The sequence below is a fragment of the Kitasatospora sp. NPDC088160 genome (genome assembly GCF_044741445.1).
Taxonomy (GTDB): Bacteria; Actinomycetota; Actinomycetes; order Streptomycetales; family Streptomycetaceae; genus Kitasatospora.
Window position 1 is genome coordinate 108,073 of sequence record NZ_JBIUSS010000012.1, and the last position, 15,553, is coordinate 123,625.

Sequence of the window (15,553 nt, forward strand, 5' to 3'; positions counted from 1 at the left end):
GCGAACGGAGGCAGTCGGCCGGTGGACGGGTTCGTCCACGCAAACGCGCTACGCCGATGAGGGGACCACCGGGCAGTTCGTACCGGACCTTCCCGCACGCTCCTGACCAGCGAAGTCGCACAGGAAGTCGGACAGTTCCGGTCCGGCTTTCGGCACGTCGGCGCGATGATCGAAGGGACAGGCGGGCCGCTCGGTGTTCTTGTTCTGGTGGGAGCCGGTTCGGCTCTCGTCACCGTGGCATCCGTGTTCGGCTGTGCTGCCGGGCACGTGAGCCCATCCTTCCCAGAACAGGGACCCATGAAGATCCATCGCATAGCCGTCGCAGCTCTTGCCATCGGCACCTTGCTGGCCGGAGGCACGGCTGCGGCCGAGGCCAACATCTCGACGAACACACCGAGTTCGGCGTCGACCGGTCAGGCCCGCAGGGACGCCGTGGCCTGCGCGGCCGCCACCGTCTCCTCGTCGGTCGCCGCCGCCAACGCCTCCACCGCGGCAGCCGCGGCGCAGGCCGACGCCGCGTCGGCCGCCGCCGCCCTCAAGACCTTCATCGCGGCGACCCAAGCCGTGCCACCCAACGCCGCCGCAGAGGCCGCAGCCGCCACCAGCGCCGCCGCCGCCGAGGCCGCCGCGGTCACCTCCTCCACCGCTGCCGCCACCGCGGCCGCCACCGCCGCCACCGCCAGCACCGCCGCCGTGAAGGCCTGCGCCGTTCCGCCGGTTCTCACCACCTGAGACGGACGCGCGGCATCGCTCGGCCGCCGGGCCAGGCCGTGGCGCGAAGCCTCCACGGCCTGGCCCGGCCCGGTCTGCTCGCGCGGGCCGAACCGGGCCCGCGCCCGCAGCAGCTGCTGCTGCTGGCACGGCACCACGAACACGGGGGTCTCCATCAACCCGAAGGGAGCGTCATGCGACGCATCCGCACCATTCCGGTCCTCGCCGGTTCCGTCGTCCTGACCGCCGTGCTGGCCGCACTGGCCCCCACCTCCGCACAGGCGGCCGTGGCCTGCAACGAGACGGCGCTGGTCGCGGCAATCAATGCCGCCAACAGCGCCGGCGGGGGCAACGTCGTCCTCGCGACCAACTGCGTCTACACCATCGCCTCGTCGCACAGCAGTGACACCGACGGCGCGAACGCGCTGCCGATCATCACCACCGCCATCACCCTGACCGGTGACAACGACACCATCACGCGCTCGACGACGGCCGGTACGGCCGGCTTCCGCATCGTCAAGGTGGCCGCGGGCGCCAGCCTCACCCTCAAGGGCAACGTCACCCTCAGCAACGGCTCCGCCGTCACCGACGGCGGCGGCATCCTCAACTACGGCGCGGTGACCCTCACGGCCAGCGCCCTGACCGGCAACACCGCCCAGGGCAGGGGCGGCGGCCTGGCCAACGAGGACATCGGCGCCCCCCAGAAGGGGGCGGTGGCGACCTTCACGAACAGCACCGTGGCCGGGAACAGCGCCACCGGCCAGGGCGGCGGGATCTACAACGGCCTGCGCGGCTCGCTCACCACCACCAGCAGTTTCATCGACGCGGGCAACAGCTCCGGGTCCCAGGGCGGCGGCATCGCCGCCATCGGCTCCACCTCCACCACGCTGACCAGCACCCAGATCAGCGCCAACCATGCCGTCATGACGGCCGGCGGCATCTACCGGCAGAACGGCACCATGACACTCACCACGACACCGGTCAGTGGAAACACCCCCGACAACTGCGTCGGCAGCTCCCCCTCGGTACCCGGCTGCGTCGGCTGACCCGTCAACTGCCCTGAGACGTCTCGCCCCCATGCCGTCCGACGAGCGAGGACGCGAACCGACGTCCGCCCCGCCTCCCGGCTCCGCCACTGCGAAACCGGGAGCAACCGGGCGCCTCGTGATTGAGTGGTCGCATGAGCGCCTCGACCCCCTCGTCCTCTCCGGACCGCCCGTTCCGCGTCGGCCTGATCGGCTACGGCCTGGCCGGCTCCGCCTTCCACGCCCCGCTCATCGCCACCACGCCGGGGCTGCGGTTGGACGCCGTGGTCACCGCCAACCCCGAGCGCCGCGAGCAGCTGCGCCGCGAACACCCCGGTGCCCGCGCCGTCGACACCCCCGAGCAGCTGCTCGCCGACCCGGACGCGCTCGACCTCGTCGTCGTCGCCTCTCCCAACCGCACCCACGCGCCGCTCGCCCGCGCCGCCCTGCGCGCCGGGCTGGCCACCGTCGTCGACAAGCCGCTGGCCGGCACCGCCGCCGAGGCGCTGGAGCTGTGCCAGCTCGCCGAGGCCGGGGGCACCTTGCTCTCCGTGTTCCAGAACCGGCGCTGGGACGGCGACTTCCTGACCGCCGCCCGGCTGGTCCGGGGCGGCGCGCTCGGCCGGGTGCACCGCTTCGAGTCCCGCTTCGAGCGGTTCCGCCCGAAGCCCAAGCCCGGCTGGCGCGAGCTCGCCGACCCGGCGGAGGTCGGCGGCACGCTGTACGACCTGGGCAGCCACCTGGTGGACCAGGCGCTGACCCTGTTCGGCCCGGTGGAGACGGTGTACGCGGAGGTCGACGTGCGCCGGGACGGCGCGGTCGTCGACGACGACGCCTTCCTCGCCCTCACCCACGCCTCCGGCACCCGCTCGCACCTGTGGACCAGCGCCATCACCCCGCTGATCGGCCCCCGGCTGCGGGTGCTCGGCGACGCCGCCGGGTACGTCAAGCCCGGCATGGACCCGCAGGAGGCGGAGCTGCGGGCCGGGCACCGACCGGACGGCGCCCGCCCGTGGGGTGCCGACCAGCCCTCGCAGTACGGCACCCTCGGCACCGACGAGTCCTCGATCGCGCTGCCCACCGAGCCGGGCGACTACCCCGCCTTCTACGCGGGCATCGCCGCCGCCCTGGCCTCCCCGGGCACCCCGCCCCCGGTCGACCCGCGCGACGCGGTGGCCACCCTGGCCGTCCTGGAGGCCGCCCGGGCCTCCGCCGCCACGGGCACCGCGGTCCGCCTGGGCTGAGCGGCTGCCGGGGCTGCCGGGCCTGCCACCCCCTTCCATCCCCCGATTCCACTTCTAAGCTGCTTAGATGACCAGCCAGCGGGGCGGGGGCGGCAGGCCAGCGGCACGAAGAGCGCGAAGAGCACGGCTCCACCGGCGAGCGGCGGCCGTCACACCCCGATGACCTCCACCGCCGAACCCAGGCCCCGGAAGTCCGCGACGTTGCGGGTGTACAGCGGCAGGCCGTGGGCCGAGGCCACGGCCGCGATCATCAGGTCGATCCGGCGCGGGCGCGGCTGCCGCCCGGCGGCGATGGTGAGGGTCACCAGCGTGCCGTAGCGGGCGGCCGCCGCCGCGTCGAACGGCAGCGGGTCGAAGTCGGCCATCGCCGCGCCCAGCACCTCCAGCCGGGCCGCCCGGCTGACCGCGTCGCGGGCCATCGACACGCCCTGTTGCAGCTCCGCGAAAGTGATCGCGGTCAGCTCCGGCACGGCTGGCAGGTTCGCCGGGGAGAGCAGGGCCAGATCGATGTAGACACAGGTGTCGAGCACCCCGGCCGGCCGCCGCCGGGCTGCCCGCCTGCGCTCAGCCACGCCGCCGCTCGAACGGGTCGTCGCCGTCGTCGCCCACCAGCTCCTCCGGCCCGAAGTACTCCTCGGCCTCCTTGCGCATCTGCTGGTAGTCCACCCGCGGCAGCTTCACGTGCCGCGCCACCAGCTCCTCCGCCGTGAGCCGCCGCCGTCCGGACACCGGTCGCAGCTCCGCGACCTCGACCCCGTTCCTGGTGATGTGGAAGGTCTCCCCGGCCTCCACCGCGTCCATCACCGCGGCGGAGTTGTTCCGGAACTCCCGCTGGGTAATCGTCTTCATCCCTCCACGGTAGCCCCGTGTAGCACCTGCGGCTACGCCCCTGCACTGCCTCGCGAAGCACCTCGGCGCGGCGGGTACGCTACGGGGAATTCCGCGCCCGGGCGGGAACTCGGCGGGCTCGGCGATCGTCCTGAACGTCTGAAGTCCGGCCCCGAGTCCGTGGGGCCAGAAGCCCGTGGGCCCAAAGCCCGTGGGACCGAAGCCCGAGGGCCGCGAAGTCCGTGCAGCCCCGAGTCCGTCACGCCGAAGGAGGAGCAGCGCATGACCGTCGTCGCGATGCTGCTCGGGCTGCTCCGGGTGCTGACCGGGGAGCTGGTGACCGAGGGCGGGACGGTCGCGTCGGTGGCGGCGGTCGCCGCCGTGGCGCTGCTGGCCGGTGCGGTCGCGGGCACGCTGGCGGGGGCGCGGCTGCTGGGGGCGCGGGCGCCCACGGCGGTGCGCAGCGGGGTGTTGCGGCGGCGCGCGTTCCGTACGGCCTTCCTGCCGCAGCGCGATCCCGATGCCCGGGGCAGGCGACGCCCGAGGGCACCGGGTGCGGCCCCGGCGGCCGCGTAGCTTCGTCATCTTCCGCCGTTCCACGCGGCCGTCCTCCGTCGACCACTCGTTTTCCGAGACCCCCGGAGGGCTCGCTCCACCATGTCCGTTCTCGCTGTTCTCGACCCGGCCGTCGCCGTCGCCCATGCCGCCGTCGCCGCGCTGGCCCAGGTACTGCCGACCGCGCTGGCGATCGTCCTGTTCACCGTCGCCGTCCGGCTGGCGTTGCATCCCTTCGCGCGCGCGGCGGCGCGGGGGGAGAAGTCGCGGGCGCGGCTGGCGCCGAAGGTCGCCGAGGTGAACCGGCGGTTCAAGGACCGCCCGGAGAAGCTGCGGGAGGCGCTCGCCGAGCTGTACCGGGAGGAGCGGGCCTCGCCGTTCGCGGGGTGCCTGCCGATGCTGGTGCAGATTCCGTTCTTCTCGGTGATGTACCGCCTGTTCACCACCCCGAACGGCCTGCTGGACCACACCCTGTTCGGTGTGCCGCTCGGCCTGCACGTCGGGAGCGCGCACGGTGCCGGGCAGTTGGCGGTGTTCGGCCTGCTGTACGCCGGGCTGGCGGCGGTCGGGTACGTCAACTTCCGCCGGGCCAGGCGGGCGGCGGCCGCGCAGCCGACCCCTCAGCCGGGGGCGGGGCTGCTGCCTTACCTGTCCTTCGGGTCGGTGCTGTTCGCGATGCTGGTGCCGGTGGCCGCCGCGCTCCACCTGGTGACGACGAGCACGTGGACGGCCGCGGAGCGGGCCTGGTTGCACCGGGGCGGCGCACCGGCGCCGGCGACGGCGCTCGCGCTGTGAGCGCCGCCGCCGATCCCGCTGACCCCGGCGACCCCGGCGATCCTGCCGACCCCGCCGGTCCGTGTCAGAAGTGCCGCAGCAGCTCGGAGAAGGCCGCCAGTCGCAGGGTCGCCTCGTCGGGGCCGAGGTCCTGGTGTTCCAGGACCCAGGTGTGCTCGTGCGGGATGAAGACCGTGCGCAGGCCGGCCTGGCGGGCCGGGGCGATGTCGGACTTGGGCGAGTTGCCGATCATCCAGGTCCGGTCGGGGTCGAGGCCGAGCTCGGCACTGAGCCGCCGGTAGGTGTCCGCCGACTTCTCGGCCACGATGTGGACGCCGCGGAAGTGGTGGTCGATCGTGGAGGCCGTCACCTTGCGCTGCTGCTCCTCGAGGTCGCCCTTGGTGAGCAGCAGCAGGTGGTGGCGTCCGGCGAGGTCGGCGAGGGTGTCGGCGACGCCGGGGATCAGCTCGATCTCGCGGCTGCTGAGCGGAGTGAGGAGGCCGTCGATCCGGGCTTCTTCGGCCGGGGTGGGGGTGCGGTCGCCGTTCAGCCGCCGCAGGCAGTCGGTGAGGCTCTGCCGGAACACGGCGGCACCGTAGCCGAGGGCGGCGGAGTTGGCGGCTTCGATCTCGTCGAGGACGGCCCTGGCGGGCTCGCGGTCGGCCGGGGTGGCGGCCCAGTCCAGGAAGCCGTCGATGACGCGCTCGAAGAGGACGTTGTTCTCCCAGAGCGTGTCGTCGGCGTCGAAGATGAGGGTCTGGTCGGTGTGCATCCGGGTGTGCTCCAGCGGGGTTCGAAAGGTCAGGCGGGGGCGTCGAGCAGGCGGCCGGCCCGGTCGAGCGTTTCGCGGAGGTTCTCCTCGGTGGTCCGCTGCCGGGCCTCGGCGATGGTGAGCCACTCCAGCGGGGCGGCGGGGTTCTCCGGCCGCGCCCGCTCCGGGGTGGCGGTGGCCAGCAGGAAGCGCAGGTCGGCGTGTTCGTGGGCCGGTTCGACGGGCGAGGCCGGGACGGGCACGACGGCGAGGTGGACGAGGGCGGCGTCGGGCCACGGGGTGAGGTCGGCGAGTCCGGTCTCCTCCAGGCCTTCGCGCAGCGCGATGTCCAGCGGCAGGGTCTCCCCCGGGTCGCCGTGGCCGCCGACCTGGAGCCAGGCCTGCTGGCGCACGTGCCAGCGCAGGAGGACGCGCCGGGTCGGCGGGTGGACGATCAGCGCGGAGGCGGTGAAGTGCAGCGGCGTCCCGCGGTCCCAGGCGTCGGCGGCCCCGGTGAGGTGGCGGACGCGCTCGTGGTCGGCGGTCTCCGTCGGGCCCTGCGGCCGGTGCTCGGCCAGCAGTTCGGCCAGGCCCGGGCTATGCGCCGCGCCGCCTGTGGTCGCCATGATCAGCACTCCTCGTTGCGCTCCGGACCACGTCAACCGGCTTGCGGGGGCGGGTGATCGGGGCCGGGGCTTCCGGTTCCGACGAACCCGCGAAGCCTAGCCCGGGGCCTTCCGGCGGCCCAGCGGTTTTCCTCCCGGGGCGGCCCGGCAGGCGGCTCCCCCGCCTCCGGACGGCGACGAGGGACCGGTCGGGGCGGGGTCCGGGAGGCCGTAGCCTGTGGTGATCGTTTCGGGACAGGTGGAGGGATGTCGTCATGGTGGCTGCTCCGGCGCTCGCGGACTTGCGCGAGGTGTGCCAGCCGCAGGCCAAGCTGCAGAGCCGCAACGGTGAGCACTGGGCGGGACGGCTGTACATGCGCCGCATCTCGCTGCGCACGACCCGGCAGTTGGTACGCACCTCGGTGTCGCCGAACACCCTCACCTGGGTGATGGTGGTCTGCGGGGTCGGCGGCGGGGCGGCCCTGCTGATCCCCGGCCTGACCGGCGCCGTGCTGGCGGCGGTGCTGTTCCAGCTGTTCCTGCTCTTCGACTGCGTCGACGGCGAAGTGGCGCGCTGGAAGCGCCAGTTCAGCATGGCCGGGGTCTACGTGGACCGGCTCGGCGCCTATCTGGCGGACGCGGCGCTGATGATCGGCGCGGGCGTGCGGGCGGCCCGGGGCGGGTCGGAGCTGTGGGTGTCGGTGGGCCTGGCGGCCGCGCTGGGCGTGGTGCTGCTCAAGGCCTCGACGGACCTGGTGGACGTGGCCCGGGCCCGCAGCGGGCAGGCCCCGGCGGACGAGGAGTCCACCCAGCCGCGCTCGCAGGGCATCGCTACCGCGCGCCGGCTCGCCTCGGTGTTCAAGATCCACCGGGTGACGAACGGCATCGAGGCCTCCCTGGTGCTGCTGGCGGCGGCCGTGGTGGACGCGGCGCTCGGCAACCTGGACGCGACGCGGGCGGCGGTCGCGGGGATCGCGGTGATCACCTGGGGCATGGTGGTGGCGCACCTGGCGTCGATCCTGTCCTCCTCGCGCCTGCGCTGACGGGCGGCGGCGCCGCGCGCGGGCGGCTGCCTACGTGCGGGCTTCGGCCCGCGCGTGGGGCTCGGCCTGCACGTCAGCTTCGGCCTGTGCGTCGGCTTCGGCCCGTGTGTGGGCGGCGAGGATGGTGTCGAGGAGGCCGGGGAAGCGCTGCTCCAGGTCGACGGCGCGCAGGGCGGAGAACTTGCGGTTGGCCTCCTCGCGCTGGCGGATCAGGCCGGACTCGCGCAGCACCTTGAAGTGGTGGCTGAGGGTGGAGGGGGCGACGTCCACCGGGAAGGTGCCGCAGGCCCGCTCGGGTTCGGCGCGCAGGATGCGCACGATGGTCATCCGGGTGGGGTCGGAGAGCGCGTGCAGGACGTCGAGCAGGTCGATCTCCCCGGTCGCGGGGTGGGCGAGCGCCGGTCGGCGCCGGGTACTGCGGGGCATGATCCGACCTCCCTGATCTGCGGTTGATTCAAGCGCTTGATCTGCGCTTGATCTGCGATGTTCGACAATCATCGAAACTACGTGGTACCACTACCCCACGTCAATTTCGCCGTTCGTCGAAAATCGTAGTCGAGGGGGACCGACATGCGCGCATTGGTGATGACCGCACCCGGTGGGGCCGAGCACACGGAGATCCGGGAGGTCGAGGCCCCGAACCCCGGCCCCGGCCAGGTGGCGGTCGACGTCGCCTACGCCGGGCTGAACTTCGTCGACGTGATGGGCCGCCGGGGCGACGCCGGCTACGTCACCGCCTGGCCGTACCGGCCGGGCAAGGAGGTGGCCGGCACCGTCCGGGCGGTCGGCGAGGGCGTCACCGGACTGGCGGTGGGCGACCGGGTGGCGGCCGCGCCCGTCGGCGGCGGCCTGGCCGAGGTGGTGCTCGCCGAGGCCGCGCTCACCGTGCCCGTCCCGGACGGGCTGGCGCTGCGCGAGGCCGCCGCCGCCCCGCTGGGCCTGGCCACCGCCGTGCTGCTGCTCACCGACGCCGGCCGGCTCACCGCCGGGGACACCGTCCTGGTGCACTCGGCCGGCGGCGGGATCGGCCACGCCGTCGCCCAACTGGTCCCGCTGATCGGGGGCGGCGGTCGGCTGATCGGCACGGTGGGCCGCCCGGAGAAGGCGGCGTCCGCCGTCGCCTCCGGCTACCACCACGCCTTCGCCCGCGACGAGGCACTGCCCGAGGCCGTCCGGGCCGCGACCGGGGGCCGGGGCGTCGACCTCGTGCTGGACCCGCTGGGCACCGAGGCCCTGGAGCTCGACCTCGAACTCACCGCACCCGGCGGCCGGATCGTCCTCTTCGGCAACGCGGGCGGCGGCGCCGTCGCCGACCTGCCGCCGCTCGGCCGCCTGATGGCCGGGAACCTCACCATCACCGGCTTCAGCCACCGCGCCCTGGCCGCCACCGCCCCCGAACGGCTCGCCCGCGCCATCCGCACGGTCCTCGACCTGCTCGCCGCCGGTGACCTCACGCTGCCGGTCACCGAAGTCCCCGGCCTGGCCTCCGTCCCCGCCGCCCACGACGCCATGGCGGAGGGGCGGGCCACCGGCAAGTACGTGGTGCGCGTGGCTGGTTGAGGCCTGCTCGGGGCGGCGCCCCTTGCGCAGGAAGTCGGGTGGGCCGACTTCCTGCGCGGAGCGCGGAGCATTGGAGGCCGGGCGGGTCAGGGGTTGTAGAGACCGCCGGCCTCGCCGGGGTCGCCGGCGTAGTTGTGGTTCTGAGGACGGCCCTGGTTCCGCGTCCCGGGCCTGTTGGTCTCGACGAAGCGGCAGGCCGCGAAGTGCACGTCGCCCATGCCGGGCCGCAGGATGTCGCTCAGCAGCACGTCGCCGTCGAAGACGATCGAGCGGCCCGCGAGTTGGGGGTCGATCAGCGTGGCGACGTTGATGACGGTTGCGGCCGGCGTCCCCGGATCGAGTTCGACGTCGTACCCGCCGCCAACCGGGCTGGCGATCGCCGGGTTTCCCCGGATGGTGAGGCCGCTGGGGTAGGAGATGGTGTAGTTCTGCAGGCTCCGCCCGCCCACCACGGTGCGCGCGGCGCCACGCTCTTGCCCCTGTTCCACGCTGCCGCCCCGGTTGGCGCCGTTCTCCACCTGCCCGCCCAGGTCGTCGGGGAGGACCATCCCGTGCTGCGTGTAGAAGTGCACCCGCGTCCCCGCGGGCACCCGGAAGCTGCCGTTCGCGGCCTCCCAGGCGCCGTGACCGCTGAGGACGAGACCGTCCGTACGCGCGGGCGCGGTGTTGTCGGCCTCCCAGTCGTCGTCCGGGTTCTGGTGATTGATCATGGGCCGGTTCTGGTCGGACGCGCGCTGGATCCCGGTCGCGCGGAGCATCTGCACGACGGCCGCGTTGCCGTGGGTGCTCTGGAGACCGAGCAGCGACTGGGCGGCGGCCTGCGCCCGGTTCGGGTTCCTGGTCGTCGGCTCCGAAGTACGGGCCGGCGTGCGGGCCTTGCCGGCGGCGGCAGCCTTGGTCCTGTCGTGGGCGTGCATCGTCCCCCTCTCGACTCGAAAGCTCACTCTCCTGGATATCGGTGACGTCGACCCGGGCGCCAGGTCCCTACGGGCAGTGCCCGCTGCCTGAAGGCGCACCGCGCGGTGCCCCGGCGGCGCGACACCCCGGGCGGAGGTCAGGCCGCCGGTATGCCCGCCGCGTAGAGGCCGGCCCGGCTGCCGCGGTAGGCGACGCCGCCGAAGGCCGTCAGCGAGAGCCCGGTGTACTCGGTGCCGAACTTGGCCGGATCGTCCTGCCATTGAAGCCGGCCGGTGGCGAGGTCGAGGGCGTGCAGCCGACCGTCGTTCAGCGCCACGTAGACCCGGCCGTCGGCGACGGCCATGGTGCTCATGCCCCGGCCCAGGCCGTCCGGCACCGAGGACGTCCACCGGCTGCGGCCCGTACCCGCCTCGACGGCGATGACCCGGTCGTTGTCGAGGAGGCAGAGCGTCCCGTCGGCGACCGGGGCGGGCTGGACAACGGGGTGGCCGAGGTCGTCACGCTGCCAGAGCACCCGACCGGTCGCCGCGTCCAGGGCGGAGACGGTCGAGGCCGAGACGGTCGAGGCGGCGCCGGCGGAAGCCGACAGGTAGAGGACGCCCTCGTGGACCACGGGCCGGTCGACGAGCTTGCCGACGGCGGGTTGCTCCCAGCGCCGCTCACAGGTCTTCGCGTCGAGGGCGGAGACCCCACCGGCGGGGGCGGCGAGGTACACGGTGCCGCCCGCGACCGCCGGTACGCAGGCGGCCTCCAGCGGGCTGCTCCACCGGGCTTCGCCGGTGGCCGCGTCGTAGGAGTGGACGCGGCCGTCGTAGCTCGCGAACACGTCCCCGCCGACGATGGGGCCGTCCGTCCATCCGGACAGGTAGCCCACCGGCGCGGGCACGGCCCACCGGACGGCCCCGGACGCGGCGTCCAGGGCGTGGACGTGGGAGTCGGTGGTCACGCAGACCAGTCCGTCACCTGCGGCGATCGGCCAGCCGAAGTTACTGTCGGCGGGGTTGCGCGAGGCGACCTCGGCACTCCAGCGCGGGGTGCCGGTCCGCACGTCGAGGGCCCTGACCGTGCCGTCGAAGTCCGCGACGTAGAGGTCGGGCTGCGGGGTGGCCGACAGGGCGACCCGGCTGCCGGTACCGGTCCTGCTCCAGACGCGGTGGCCGGTGTCGGCGTCCCGCCGCGCCCACCAGCCGACGCCCCCCACGGTGGCGGCGGCCGCCGCCACGCCGGCGACGCCCAGCAGCATGCGCCTACGGCTGACGTGGGGGCGGACGGGATCGGTCTGCGATTCGTTCGAGGTCACACCGAAGGTGACCGTCTGCGCCTGCCGCCGGTTCCACCGCGCGGGCGAGCTTCCCAGAAGGCGCCGACAAGGGCGGCCAGGATGCGGCCGGGATTCTGAAGGTCGTGCGCAGGAAGTCGGCCGGGCCGACTTCCTGCGCGGGGGCTCAGGTCAGGTGCCTGGGGGTTCGCGGCTGGGTCATCCGATCAGGTTGCCGGGCTCGTCGAGCCACACGTGCTGTTCGCCGGTCGGCGTCATCGTCACGCCGAAGCGGGTGAGGTCCGGTTCGCCGTCGGCGAGCCATCGTCGGCGGGCGCGGACGATCTCGTCCCACAGGCGGCGGGGCCCGGCCTGCTGGACTGCGTCGGCGGCGCCCCAGTCGTGGTGGCGGACGGACGCCCAGGAGCCGGCGCCGTCGGAGAGTCGCATGCGATAGGTGCCGCCGGGGTCCGTGTCGTCCCAGGTGTGTTGATACCGAACGCCGGGCACCCGGAGGCCGATGGCGAACGCCACGTCCACGTTCTCCAGCGCCAGCTCCGGGTCGATCGGCGACGAGCCCCGGTGGATCGGCCGGTCGGTCGGTTCGGCCACCGGGTGGGGGCGCTGGCTGCGAACCCACATGAAGCTCACGTTGTCCACGAACCTGCCGTGGGAGGGCGCCCCCGGGGCACCGACCACCACGCGCAGGAGTCCCGCGTTGGCGTAGGGCGTGCCCCAGGGGGTGACGATCACGCCGCCGGGGCGGGTCTGTGCGAGCCAGGCACGCGGCAGTCGGCGAACCGCCGCCGTGGAATGGATGCGATCGTAAGGCGCCCGGAGGGGCTGGCCTTCGAGGCCGTCGCCGGTCGAGCAACTGGGGTGGAAGCCTGCTGCGGCGAGTCGTCGGGCCGCTGCGGCAGCGACCGCTCGATCGACCTCGACGGTGGTCACGTGGGCGTCGCCGAGCCTGGCGGAGAGGAGCGCGCTCGTCCATCCGGTGCCGGTGCCGATGTCGAGCACGGTGTTCCCGTCGACCACGTCCAGATGCCGGAGCATCCTCGCGACGAGGGACGGCATGGAGGCCGAGGAGGTGGCGATGCCCGGCCCGGTATCGAGGCCGTCATCGATCTGGGTGACCACCACCTCGTCGGCGTTCACCAGCGCCCACCAGGTGTCCGGGTGGTCGGCCCGGGTGATCCGGCCGTAGCCGGTCGGGCTGTCGCCGTCCGGCGCCCAGACGGAGTCCGGCACGAAGGAAGAGCGCGGGGCACGCTCGAACGCGCCCCGCCACCCCTCGCCCAGCGCCCCCGCCGATTCCAGCCGGGTCAGCAACTGTGCGTAGTCGTCCATCAGTTGGCGCTCACTTCTTCGGCGGCTTCACGGGCTTGGTCCACTGACCGTCGGACTCCTTCGGGGACTGCTTCTTGTCCCCGTCCTCGCCACCCTTGCCGTCTCCGTGCTCGCCCATTCCGGCTCCTCTCGATCGGTGCCGGTCATTCGGGTGCCGGCAAGGTCCTGTCCAGCACGGTAGAGGCCCAACCAAGCTGGCGTGAGCCGCATTTCTCCGCATTTCTCCTGTGCGCGGCGAGGCTTCCGCAGGTTTCTCAGGTGGCTGCCAGTGCCAGCGTCGAGCGCGCGCGGGCGATCAGCCGGTGTGCCGTAGGGCCGTACACCGCAGCTTCGTGCAGCTTTCCCCAGACCTTCCGGTACAGCGCGATGTCGGCGGGTTCGTCGAGCCGCAGCTCGGCGTTCCACGTCTCGACGATCGCGAGCCTGTCGTCGTAGATCCAGAAACCGTGCTTGGGAATGACTGCCACCGGAGCCCCGAGCGGAACGATCCCCAACTCAACCGTGTCGAGCCCCAGCAGGCCGCCCAGCCGGTCGAGTTGAGCAGCCAGGATGTCAGGCGAACAGATCTGCACGTACAGTGCGGCCTCGGACATGATGAAGCGGAAGCGCTTCCCTCGCTGGTAGAGGGACTCCTGACGCTTCAGCCGGGCACATACTCCTTCCTCGATGTCACGTGGCCCGTCATCCAGATCGGTTGCGTGAGTCAGGACGTGGCGGGCGTATTCGGCGATCTGGAAAATGTCCGGGATGATGGCAGGTTCGTAGCCGATGGTCACCGCCGTCCCCCGGCCGTGCCTGACTCCGGCTTCCTCGCGCACCCGGTGCCCGCCGGCCAGCACCCGCTTCCATCCCCGATAGCGGGACTCCAGGCCTTGCAGCCTGCCTTTCAAATCGACAGCGGCCTCCGGACGCCCCAACGCTTCGGCCCACGCCTGAAGATCCGCGGGAGTGGCCGTCTGCTTGCCGTTCTCCAGCTTCGAAATCTTCGACGCCGACCAGCCCAGTCGTCCGGCGAGGTCGCGGCCGTTCACGCCCGCCTCGGTGCGCAACTCCCGTAGCCGAACACCGAGGGACAGCCGGGCCTGCTGAAAATCGGTACTCACCACCCGGAGGCTACCTGCCGACTGAACTCGCACATCGGAACCGCGAAGTGCCTTGCGGCATCGCAGGCTTGGCATGAGGAAAGCACTGCGCGGGTGTCCTCGCGGCCCTGGAGGTGACGGGCGCGGGTTTCACAGAGGGCGCCGAGGAGGGAGGCCAGGAGGTTGAAGGTCAGGAGGCCTAGCATCGGCGGCGGTCCCGCTCGCGCTTGTACTCGCGGAGGAGGGCGAGGAGGTTGATGAGGGTGCTGGCCGGGATGTTGCCGAGGGAGACGAGGGCGCGGCCGTCGAGGTTGGTCTCGCCGGGCTGGGCGGAGGGCCAGAGGAGCCCGAATTCGCGGCCCTCGATCCGGAGTTCGACGATGAGTCCGGTGATCTGGCGGGCCGTGAGGTGGCGCAGCGCCGGATCGGCCGGGTGGATGGGGTGGTGGGCGATCACGCGACACCGTCCAGCTCGAACCAAACGATTTTGCCCAGCTTCAGGGGGTCGACGCCCCAGCGGTGGGTGAGGCCGGCGACCAGCTGGAGGCCCCGGCCGGACTCGGCGAGCGGGCACGGCGTTCGCTGCTCGGGGAGGGTGGAGGAGCGGTCCGCGACGGTGACGCGGAGGGTGTTGGAGAGGAAGTGGATGAGGACGACGGGGGAGGTCGTCTCGCCGTGACGCCAGGCGTTGACGATCAGTTCGACGAGGGCGAGCTCGGCGTCCGCGATGGCGGAGGGCGACCAGCCGACGCGGGTCATGCCGTCGCGGAGGGTGTCGCGAGCGAGGGTGAGGGAGGGGGAGTTGAGGTTACGCACAGGGATCTCCCGGAGAGGTGAAGGGGAAATGCCGAGCGGGACAATGACGCCCATCTCGGTGATCGGTGCGTCACCGACTGTAGGGCATCGGTGGTACATGTCCGGGTACTTCTACCCCAACCTTCACTCGATCGATGGATTGCTGGACCCTTCCCGGGATCGCGATGGATGCTTGAGGGCATGCCACCACGAACCACCCCGTCAGCCAGGCAGGAACGAGTAGGCACCGAGCTGCGGAAGATGCGCGACTGCGCGGGCCGCACAACTGCCGAAGCCGCCGCGTTGTTCGGATTCGCCCGACCGAAGATCACTCAGATCGAGAAGGGGCAGTACCCGATCAGCGCCGAGCGGGTACGCATGCTCGCTTGCGACTATGAGGAGAGCGATCGCGCCTTCGTGGAAGCGCTCGCGGCCATGGCCGAGGAACGCCACAAGGGTTGGTGGGAGGACTACCGAGGGTCCGTGCCGCCTGGCTTCCTCAACATCGCCGAGATGGAGTACTTCGCCAGGGGAATGCTCACCTATCAGATCTCGCACATTCCCGGCGCTATGCAGACAGAGGAGTACGGGAGAGCGATCTTCAAAGACGTCTACCCGACGCTTCCGCCTCGGCTCCTCGAAGCACGTGTCGAGCACCGACTTCAGCGCTCGGCACTACTGATGAGCGAAGGTGCTCAACCGTACTCGGCGCTGGTTCACGAAGCCGCCCTGCGCATGCTGTTCGGTGGCCGCGATGCCGCAAAGAATCAGCTGGACAAGCTGCTTGAGTACTCGGAACTTCCCCACGTGGCACTTCGAGTGATCACCTTCAGCACCAATGGGTTCATTGGTGCGGGCCAAGGCATCTTCTACGCGAAGGGGCCAGTTCCCCGCTTGGACACCGTCCAGCTCGACGCAGTAGGCGGCCCGGCGTTCCTACATGAGCAGAAGCACTTGAAGAACTACCGCCACATCATTGACACGATGGCCGAGCGGTCTCTCACCGAGAGCCAGTCTCGTGATGCCATCAGGCTTATCAAGAAAGAGATCTAAG

Annotated in this window: 19 protein-coding genes; 8 read left to right on the forward strand and 11 right to left on the reverse strand. The window is 72.3% G+C overall.

Features of this window, described 5'->3' with window-relative positions:
* The first annotated feature begins 297 nt into the window (after positions 1 to 297).
* The 3 genes from ACIOGZ_RS20270 (at position 298) to ACIOGZ_RS20280 (ending at position 2,980) form a co-directional block, all read left to right on the forward strand.
* Positions 298 to 732 (forward strand): hypothetical protein, encoded by a 435-nt coding sequence (locus ACIOGZ_RS20270; protein ID WP_363628136.1) that lies wholly within the window; start codon positions 298 to 300, stop codon positions 730 to 732.
* A gap of 173 nt (positions 733 to 905) precedes the next feature.
* Entirely contained in the window at positions 906 to 1,757 is an 852-nt protein-coding gene (locus ACIOGZ_RS20275) for a hypothetical protein (protein ID WP_400986634.1), read from the forward strand.
* A 134-nt stretch (positions 1,758 to 1,891) separates the two neighbouring features.
* Positions 1,892 to 2,980 carry a Gfo/Idh/MocA family oxidoreductase gene (locus ACIOGZ_RS20280; RefSeq protein ID WP_363583684.1) on the forward strand — a complete coding sequence of 363 codons (1,089 nt, stop codon included), beginning with the start codon at positions 1,892 to 1,894 and terminating at the stop codon, positions 2,978 to 2,980.
* Positions 2,981 to 3,129: 149 nt separating this feature from the next.
* Here the strand turns inward: ACIOGZ_RS20280 and ACIOGZ_RS20285 are convergent, their stop codons facing one another.
* Together ACIOGZ_RS20285 and ACIOGZ_RS20290 are read right to left on the reverse strand one after the other, a co-directional pair.
* Complete coding sequence (locus tag ACIOGZ_RS20285) at positions 3,130 to 3,552, reverse strand: type II toxin-antitoxin system VapC family toxin (RefSeq protein WP_363370200.1); 423 nt, start codon at positions 3,550 to 3,552, stop codon at positions 3,130 to 3,132.
* Complete coding sequence (locus ACIOGZ_RS20290; RefSeq protein ID WP_363583686.1) at positions 3,545 to 3,829, reverse strand: type II toxin-antitoxin system Phd/YefM family antitoxin; 285 nt, start codon at positions 3,827 to 3,829, stop codon at positions 3,545 to 3,547. Before ACIOGZ_RS20290 ends, ACIOGZ_RS20285 begins: the two co-directional genes overlap by 8 nt.
* Positions 3,830 to 4,090: 261 nt before the next feature.
* Here ACIOGZ_RS20290 and ACIOGZ_RS20295 point away from each other — a divergent pair, with 261 nt between their 5' ends.
* On the forward strand, positions 4,091 to 4,384 hold the full coding sequence (locus ACIOGZ_RS20295) for a DUF6412 domain-containing protein (RefSeq protein ID WP_063349248.1): 294 nt from the start codon (positions 4,091 to 4,093) through the stop codon (positions 4,382 to 4,384).
* A gap of 81 nt (positions 4,385 to 4,465) precedes the next feature.
* Complete coding sequence (locus ACIOGZ_RS20300) at positions 4,466 to 5,158, forward strand: YidC/Oxa1 family membrane protein insertase (protein ID WP_363583688.1); 693 nt, start codon at positions 4,466 to 4,468, stop codon at positions 5,156 to 5,158.
* A gap of 64 nt (positions 5,159 to 5,222) precedes the next feature.
* Here ACIOGZ_RS20300 and ACIOGZ_RS20305 read toward each other — a convergent pair whose 3' ends face one another.
* Positions 5,223 to 5,909: an HAD family hydrolase gene (locus ACIOGZ_RS20305; RefSeq protein ID WP_400986636.1), complete on the reverse strand. Its 687-nt coding sequence runs from the start codon at positions 5,907 to 5,909 to the stop codon at positions 5,223 to 5,225.
* A 29-nt stretch (positions 5,910 to 5,938) separates the two neighbouring features.
* Positions 5,939 to 6,514, reverse strand: coding sequence for an NUDIX hydrolase (locus ACIOGZ_RS20310; protein WP_400810265.1), 576 nt, complete (start codon positions 6,512 to 6,514; stop codon positions 5,939 to 5,941).
* Between the two features lie 254 nt (positions 6,515 to 6,768).
* Here ACIOGZ_RS20310 and ACIOGZ_RS20315 point away from each other — a divergent pair, with 254 nt between their 5' ends.
* Positions 6,769 to 7,536: a CDP-alcohol phosphatidyltransferase family protein gene (locus ACIOGZ_RS20315; RefSeq protein WP_063349245.1), complete on the forward strand. Its 768-nt coding sequence runs from the start codon at positions 6,769 to 6,771 to the stop codon at positions 7,534 to 7,536.
* 30 nt (positions 7,537 to 7,566) lie between these two features.
* Here the strand turns inward: ACIOGZ_RS20315 and ACIOGZ_RS20320 are convergent, their stop codons facing one another.
* Positions 7,567 to 7,962: an ArsR/SmtB family transcription factor gene (locus ACIOGZ_RS20320; RefSeq protein ID WP_400986638.1), complete on the reverse strand. Its 396-nt coding sequence runs from the start codon at positions 7,960 to 7,962 to the stop codon at positions 7,567 to 7,569.
* Positions 7,963 to 8,106: 144 nt separating this feature from the next.
* Here ACIOGZ_RS20320 and ACIOGZ_RS20325 point away from each other — a divergent pair, with 144 nt between their 5' ends.
* Positions 8,107 to 9,096: a zinc-binding dehydrogenase gene (locus tag ACIOGZ_RS20325; RefSeq protein WP_363583698.1), complete on the forward strand. Its 990-nt coding sequence runs from the start codon at positions 8,107 to 8,109 to the stop codon at positions 9,094 to 9,096.
* A gap of 86 nt (positions 9,097 to 9,182) precedes the next feature.
* Here the strand turns inward: ACIOGZ_RS20325 and ACIOGZ_RS20330 are convergent, their stop codons facing one another.
* The 6 genes from ACIOGZ_RS20330 to ACIOGZ_RS20355 form a co-directional block, all read right to left on the reverse strand.
* Positions 9,183 to 10,013: a putative adhesin gene (locus tag ACIOGZ_RS20330; protein ID WP_363583700.1), complete on the reverse strand. Its 831-nt coding sequence runs from the start codon at positions 10,011 to 10,013 to the stop codon at positions 9,183 to 9,185.
* Positions 10,014 to 10,150: 137 nt separating this feature from the next.
* Positions 10,151 to 11,314: a PQQ-binding-like beta-propeller repeat protein gene (locus ACIOGZ_RS20335; protein WP_400810268.1), complete on the reverse strand. Its 1,164-nt coding sequence runs from the start codon at positions 11,312 to 11,314 to the stop codon at positions 10,151 to 10,153.
* Positions 11,315 to 11,491: 177 nt separating this feature from the next.
* A complete protein-coding gene (locus ACIOGZ_RS20340; protein ID WP_400986640.1) occupies positions 11,492 to 12,622 on the reverse strand; it encodes a methyltransferase domain-containing protein in 1,131 nt (376 codons plus the stop codon).
* A 254-nt stretch (positions 12,623 to 12,876) separates the two neighbouring features.
* Complete coding sequence (locus tag ACIOGZ_RS20345; RefSeq protein ID WP_400986642.1) at positions 12,877 to 13,725, reverse strand: helix-turn-helix domain-containing protein; 849 nt, start codon at positions 13,723 to 13,725, stop codon at positions 12,877 to 12,879.
* Positions 13,726 to 13,903: 178 nt separating this feature from the next.
* The gene (locus ACIOGZ_RS20350; protein ID WP_400331555.1) at positions 13,904 to 14,161 is read right to left on the reverse strand and encodes a hypothetical protein; all 258 of its coding nucleotides are present in this window, start codon (positions 14,159 to 14,161) and stop codon (positions 13,904 to 13,906) included.
* On the reverse strand, positions 14,158 to 14,520 hold the full coding sequence (locus ACIOGZ_RS20355) for an ATP-binding protein (protein ID WP_400986644.1): 363 nt from the start codon (positions 14,518 to 14,520) through the stop codon (positions 14,158 to 14,160). The genes ACIOGZ_RS20350 and ACIOGZ_RS20355 overlap by 4 nt, the downstream gene beginning before the upstream one ends.
* A 180-nt stretch (positions 14,521 to 14,700) precedes the next feature.
* Here ACIOGZ_RS20355 and ACIOGZ_RS20360 point away from each other — a divergent pair, with 180 nt between their 5' ends.
* On the forward strand, positions 14,701 to 15,552 hold the full coding sequence (locus ACIOGZ_RS20360; RefSeq protein ID WP_400986646.1) for a helix-turn-helix domain-containing protein: 852 nt from the start codon (positions 14,701 to 14,703) through the stop codon (positions 15,550 to 15,552).
* Position 15,553: the final 1 nt, after the last annotated feature.

Coding starts and splice junctions, on each gene's coding strand:
- ACIOGZ_RS20305 (WP_400986636.1), bottom strand. CDS start 5,909: ATGCACACCGACCAGACCCTCATCTTCGACGCCGACGACACGCTCTGG.
- ACIOGZ_RS20340 (WP_400986640.1), bottom strand. CDS start 12,622: ATGGACGACTACGCACAGTTGCTGACCCGGCTGGAATCGGCGGGGGCG.
- ACIOGZ_RS20300 (WP_363583688.1), top strand. CDS start 4,466: ATGTCCGTTCTCGCTGTTCTCGACCCGGCCGTCGCCGTCGCCCATGCC.
- ACIOGZ_RS20310 (WP_400810265.1), bottom strand. CDS start 6,514: ATGGCGACCACAGGCGGCGCGGCGCATAGCCCGGGCCTGGCCGAACTG.
- ACIOGZ_RS20320 (WP_400986638.1), bottom strand. CDS start 7,962: ATGCCCCGCAGTACCCGGCGCCGACCGGCGCTCGCCCACCCCGCGACC.
- ACIOGZ_RS20325 (WP_363583698.1), top strand. CDS start 8,107: ATGCGCGCATTGGTGATGACCGCACCCGGTGGGGCCGAGCACACGGAG.
- ACIOGZ_RS20270 (WP_363628136.1), top strand. CDS start 298: ATGAAGATCCATCGCATAGCCGTCGCAGCTCTTGCCATCGGCACCTTG.
- ACIOGZ_RS20275 (WP_400986634.1), top strand. CDS start 906: ATGCGACGCATCCGCACCATTCCGGTCCTCGCCGGTTCCGTCGTCCTG.
- ACIOGZ_RS20360 (WP_400986646.1), top strand. CDS start 14,701: ATGCCACCACGAACCACCCCGTCAGCCAGGCAGGAACGAGTAGGCACC.
- ACIOGZ_RS20295 (WP_063349248.1), top strand. CDS start 4,091: ATGACCGTCGTCGCGATGCTGCTCGGGCTGCTCCGGGTGCTGACCGGG.
- ACIOGZ_RS20290 (WP_363583686.1), bottom strand. CDS start 3,829: ATGAAGACGATTACCCAGCGGGAGTTCCGGAACAACTCCGCCGCGGTG.
- ACIOGZ_RS20330 (WP_363583700.1), bottom strand. CDS start 10,013: ATGCACGCCCACGACAGGACCAAGGCTGCCGCCGCCGGCAAGGCCCGC.
- ACIOGZ_RS20315 (WP_063349245.1), top strand. CDS start 6,769: ATGGTGGCTGCTCCGGCGCTCGCGGACTTGCGCGAGGTGTGCCAGCCG.
- ACIOGZ_RS20280 (WP_363583684.1), top strand. CDS start 1,892: ATGAGCGCCTCGACCCCCTCGTCCTCTCCGGACCGCCCGTTCCGCGTC.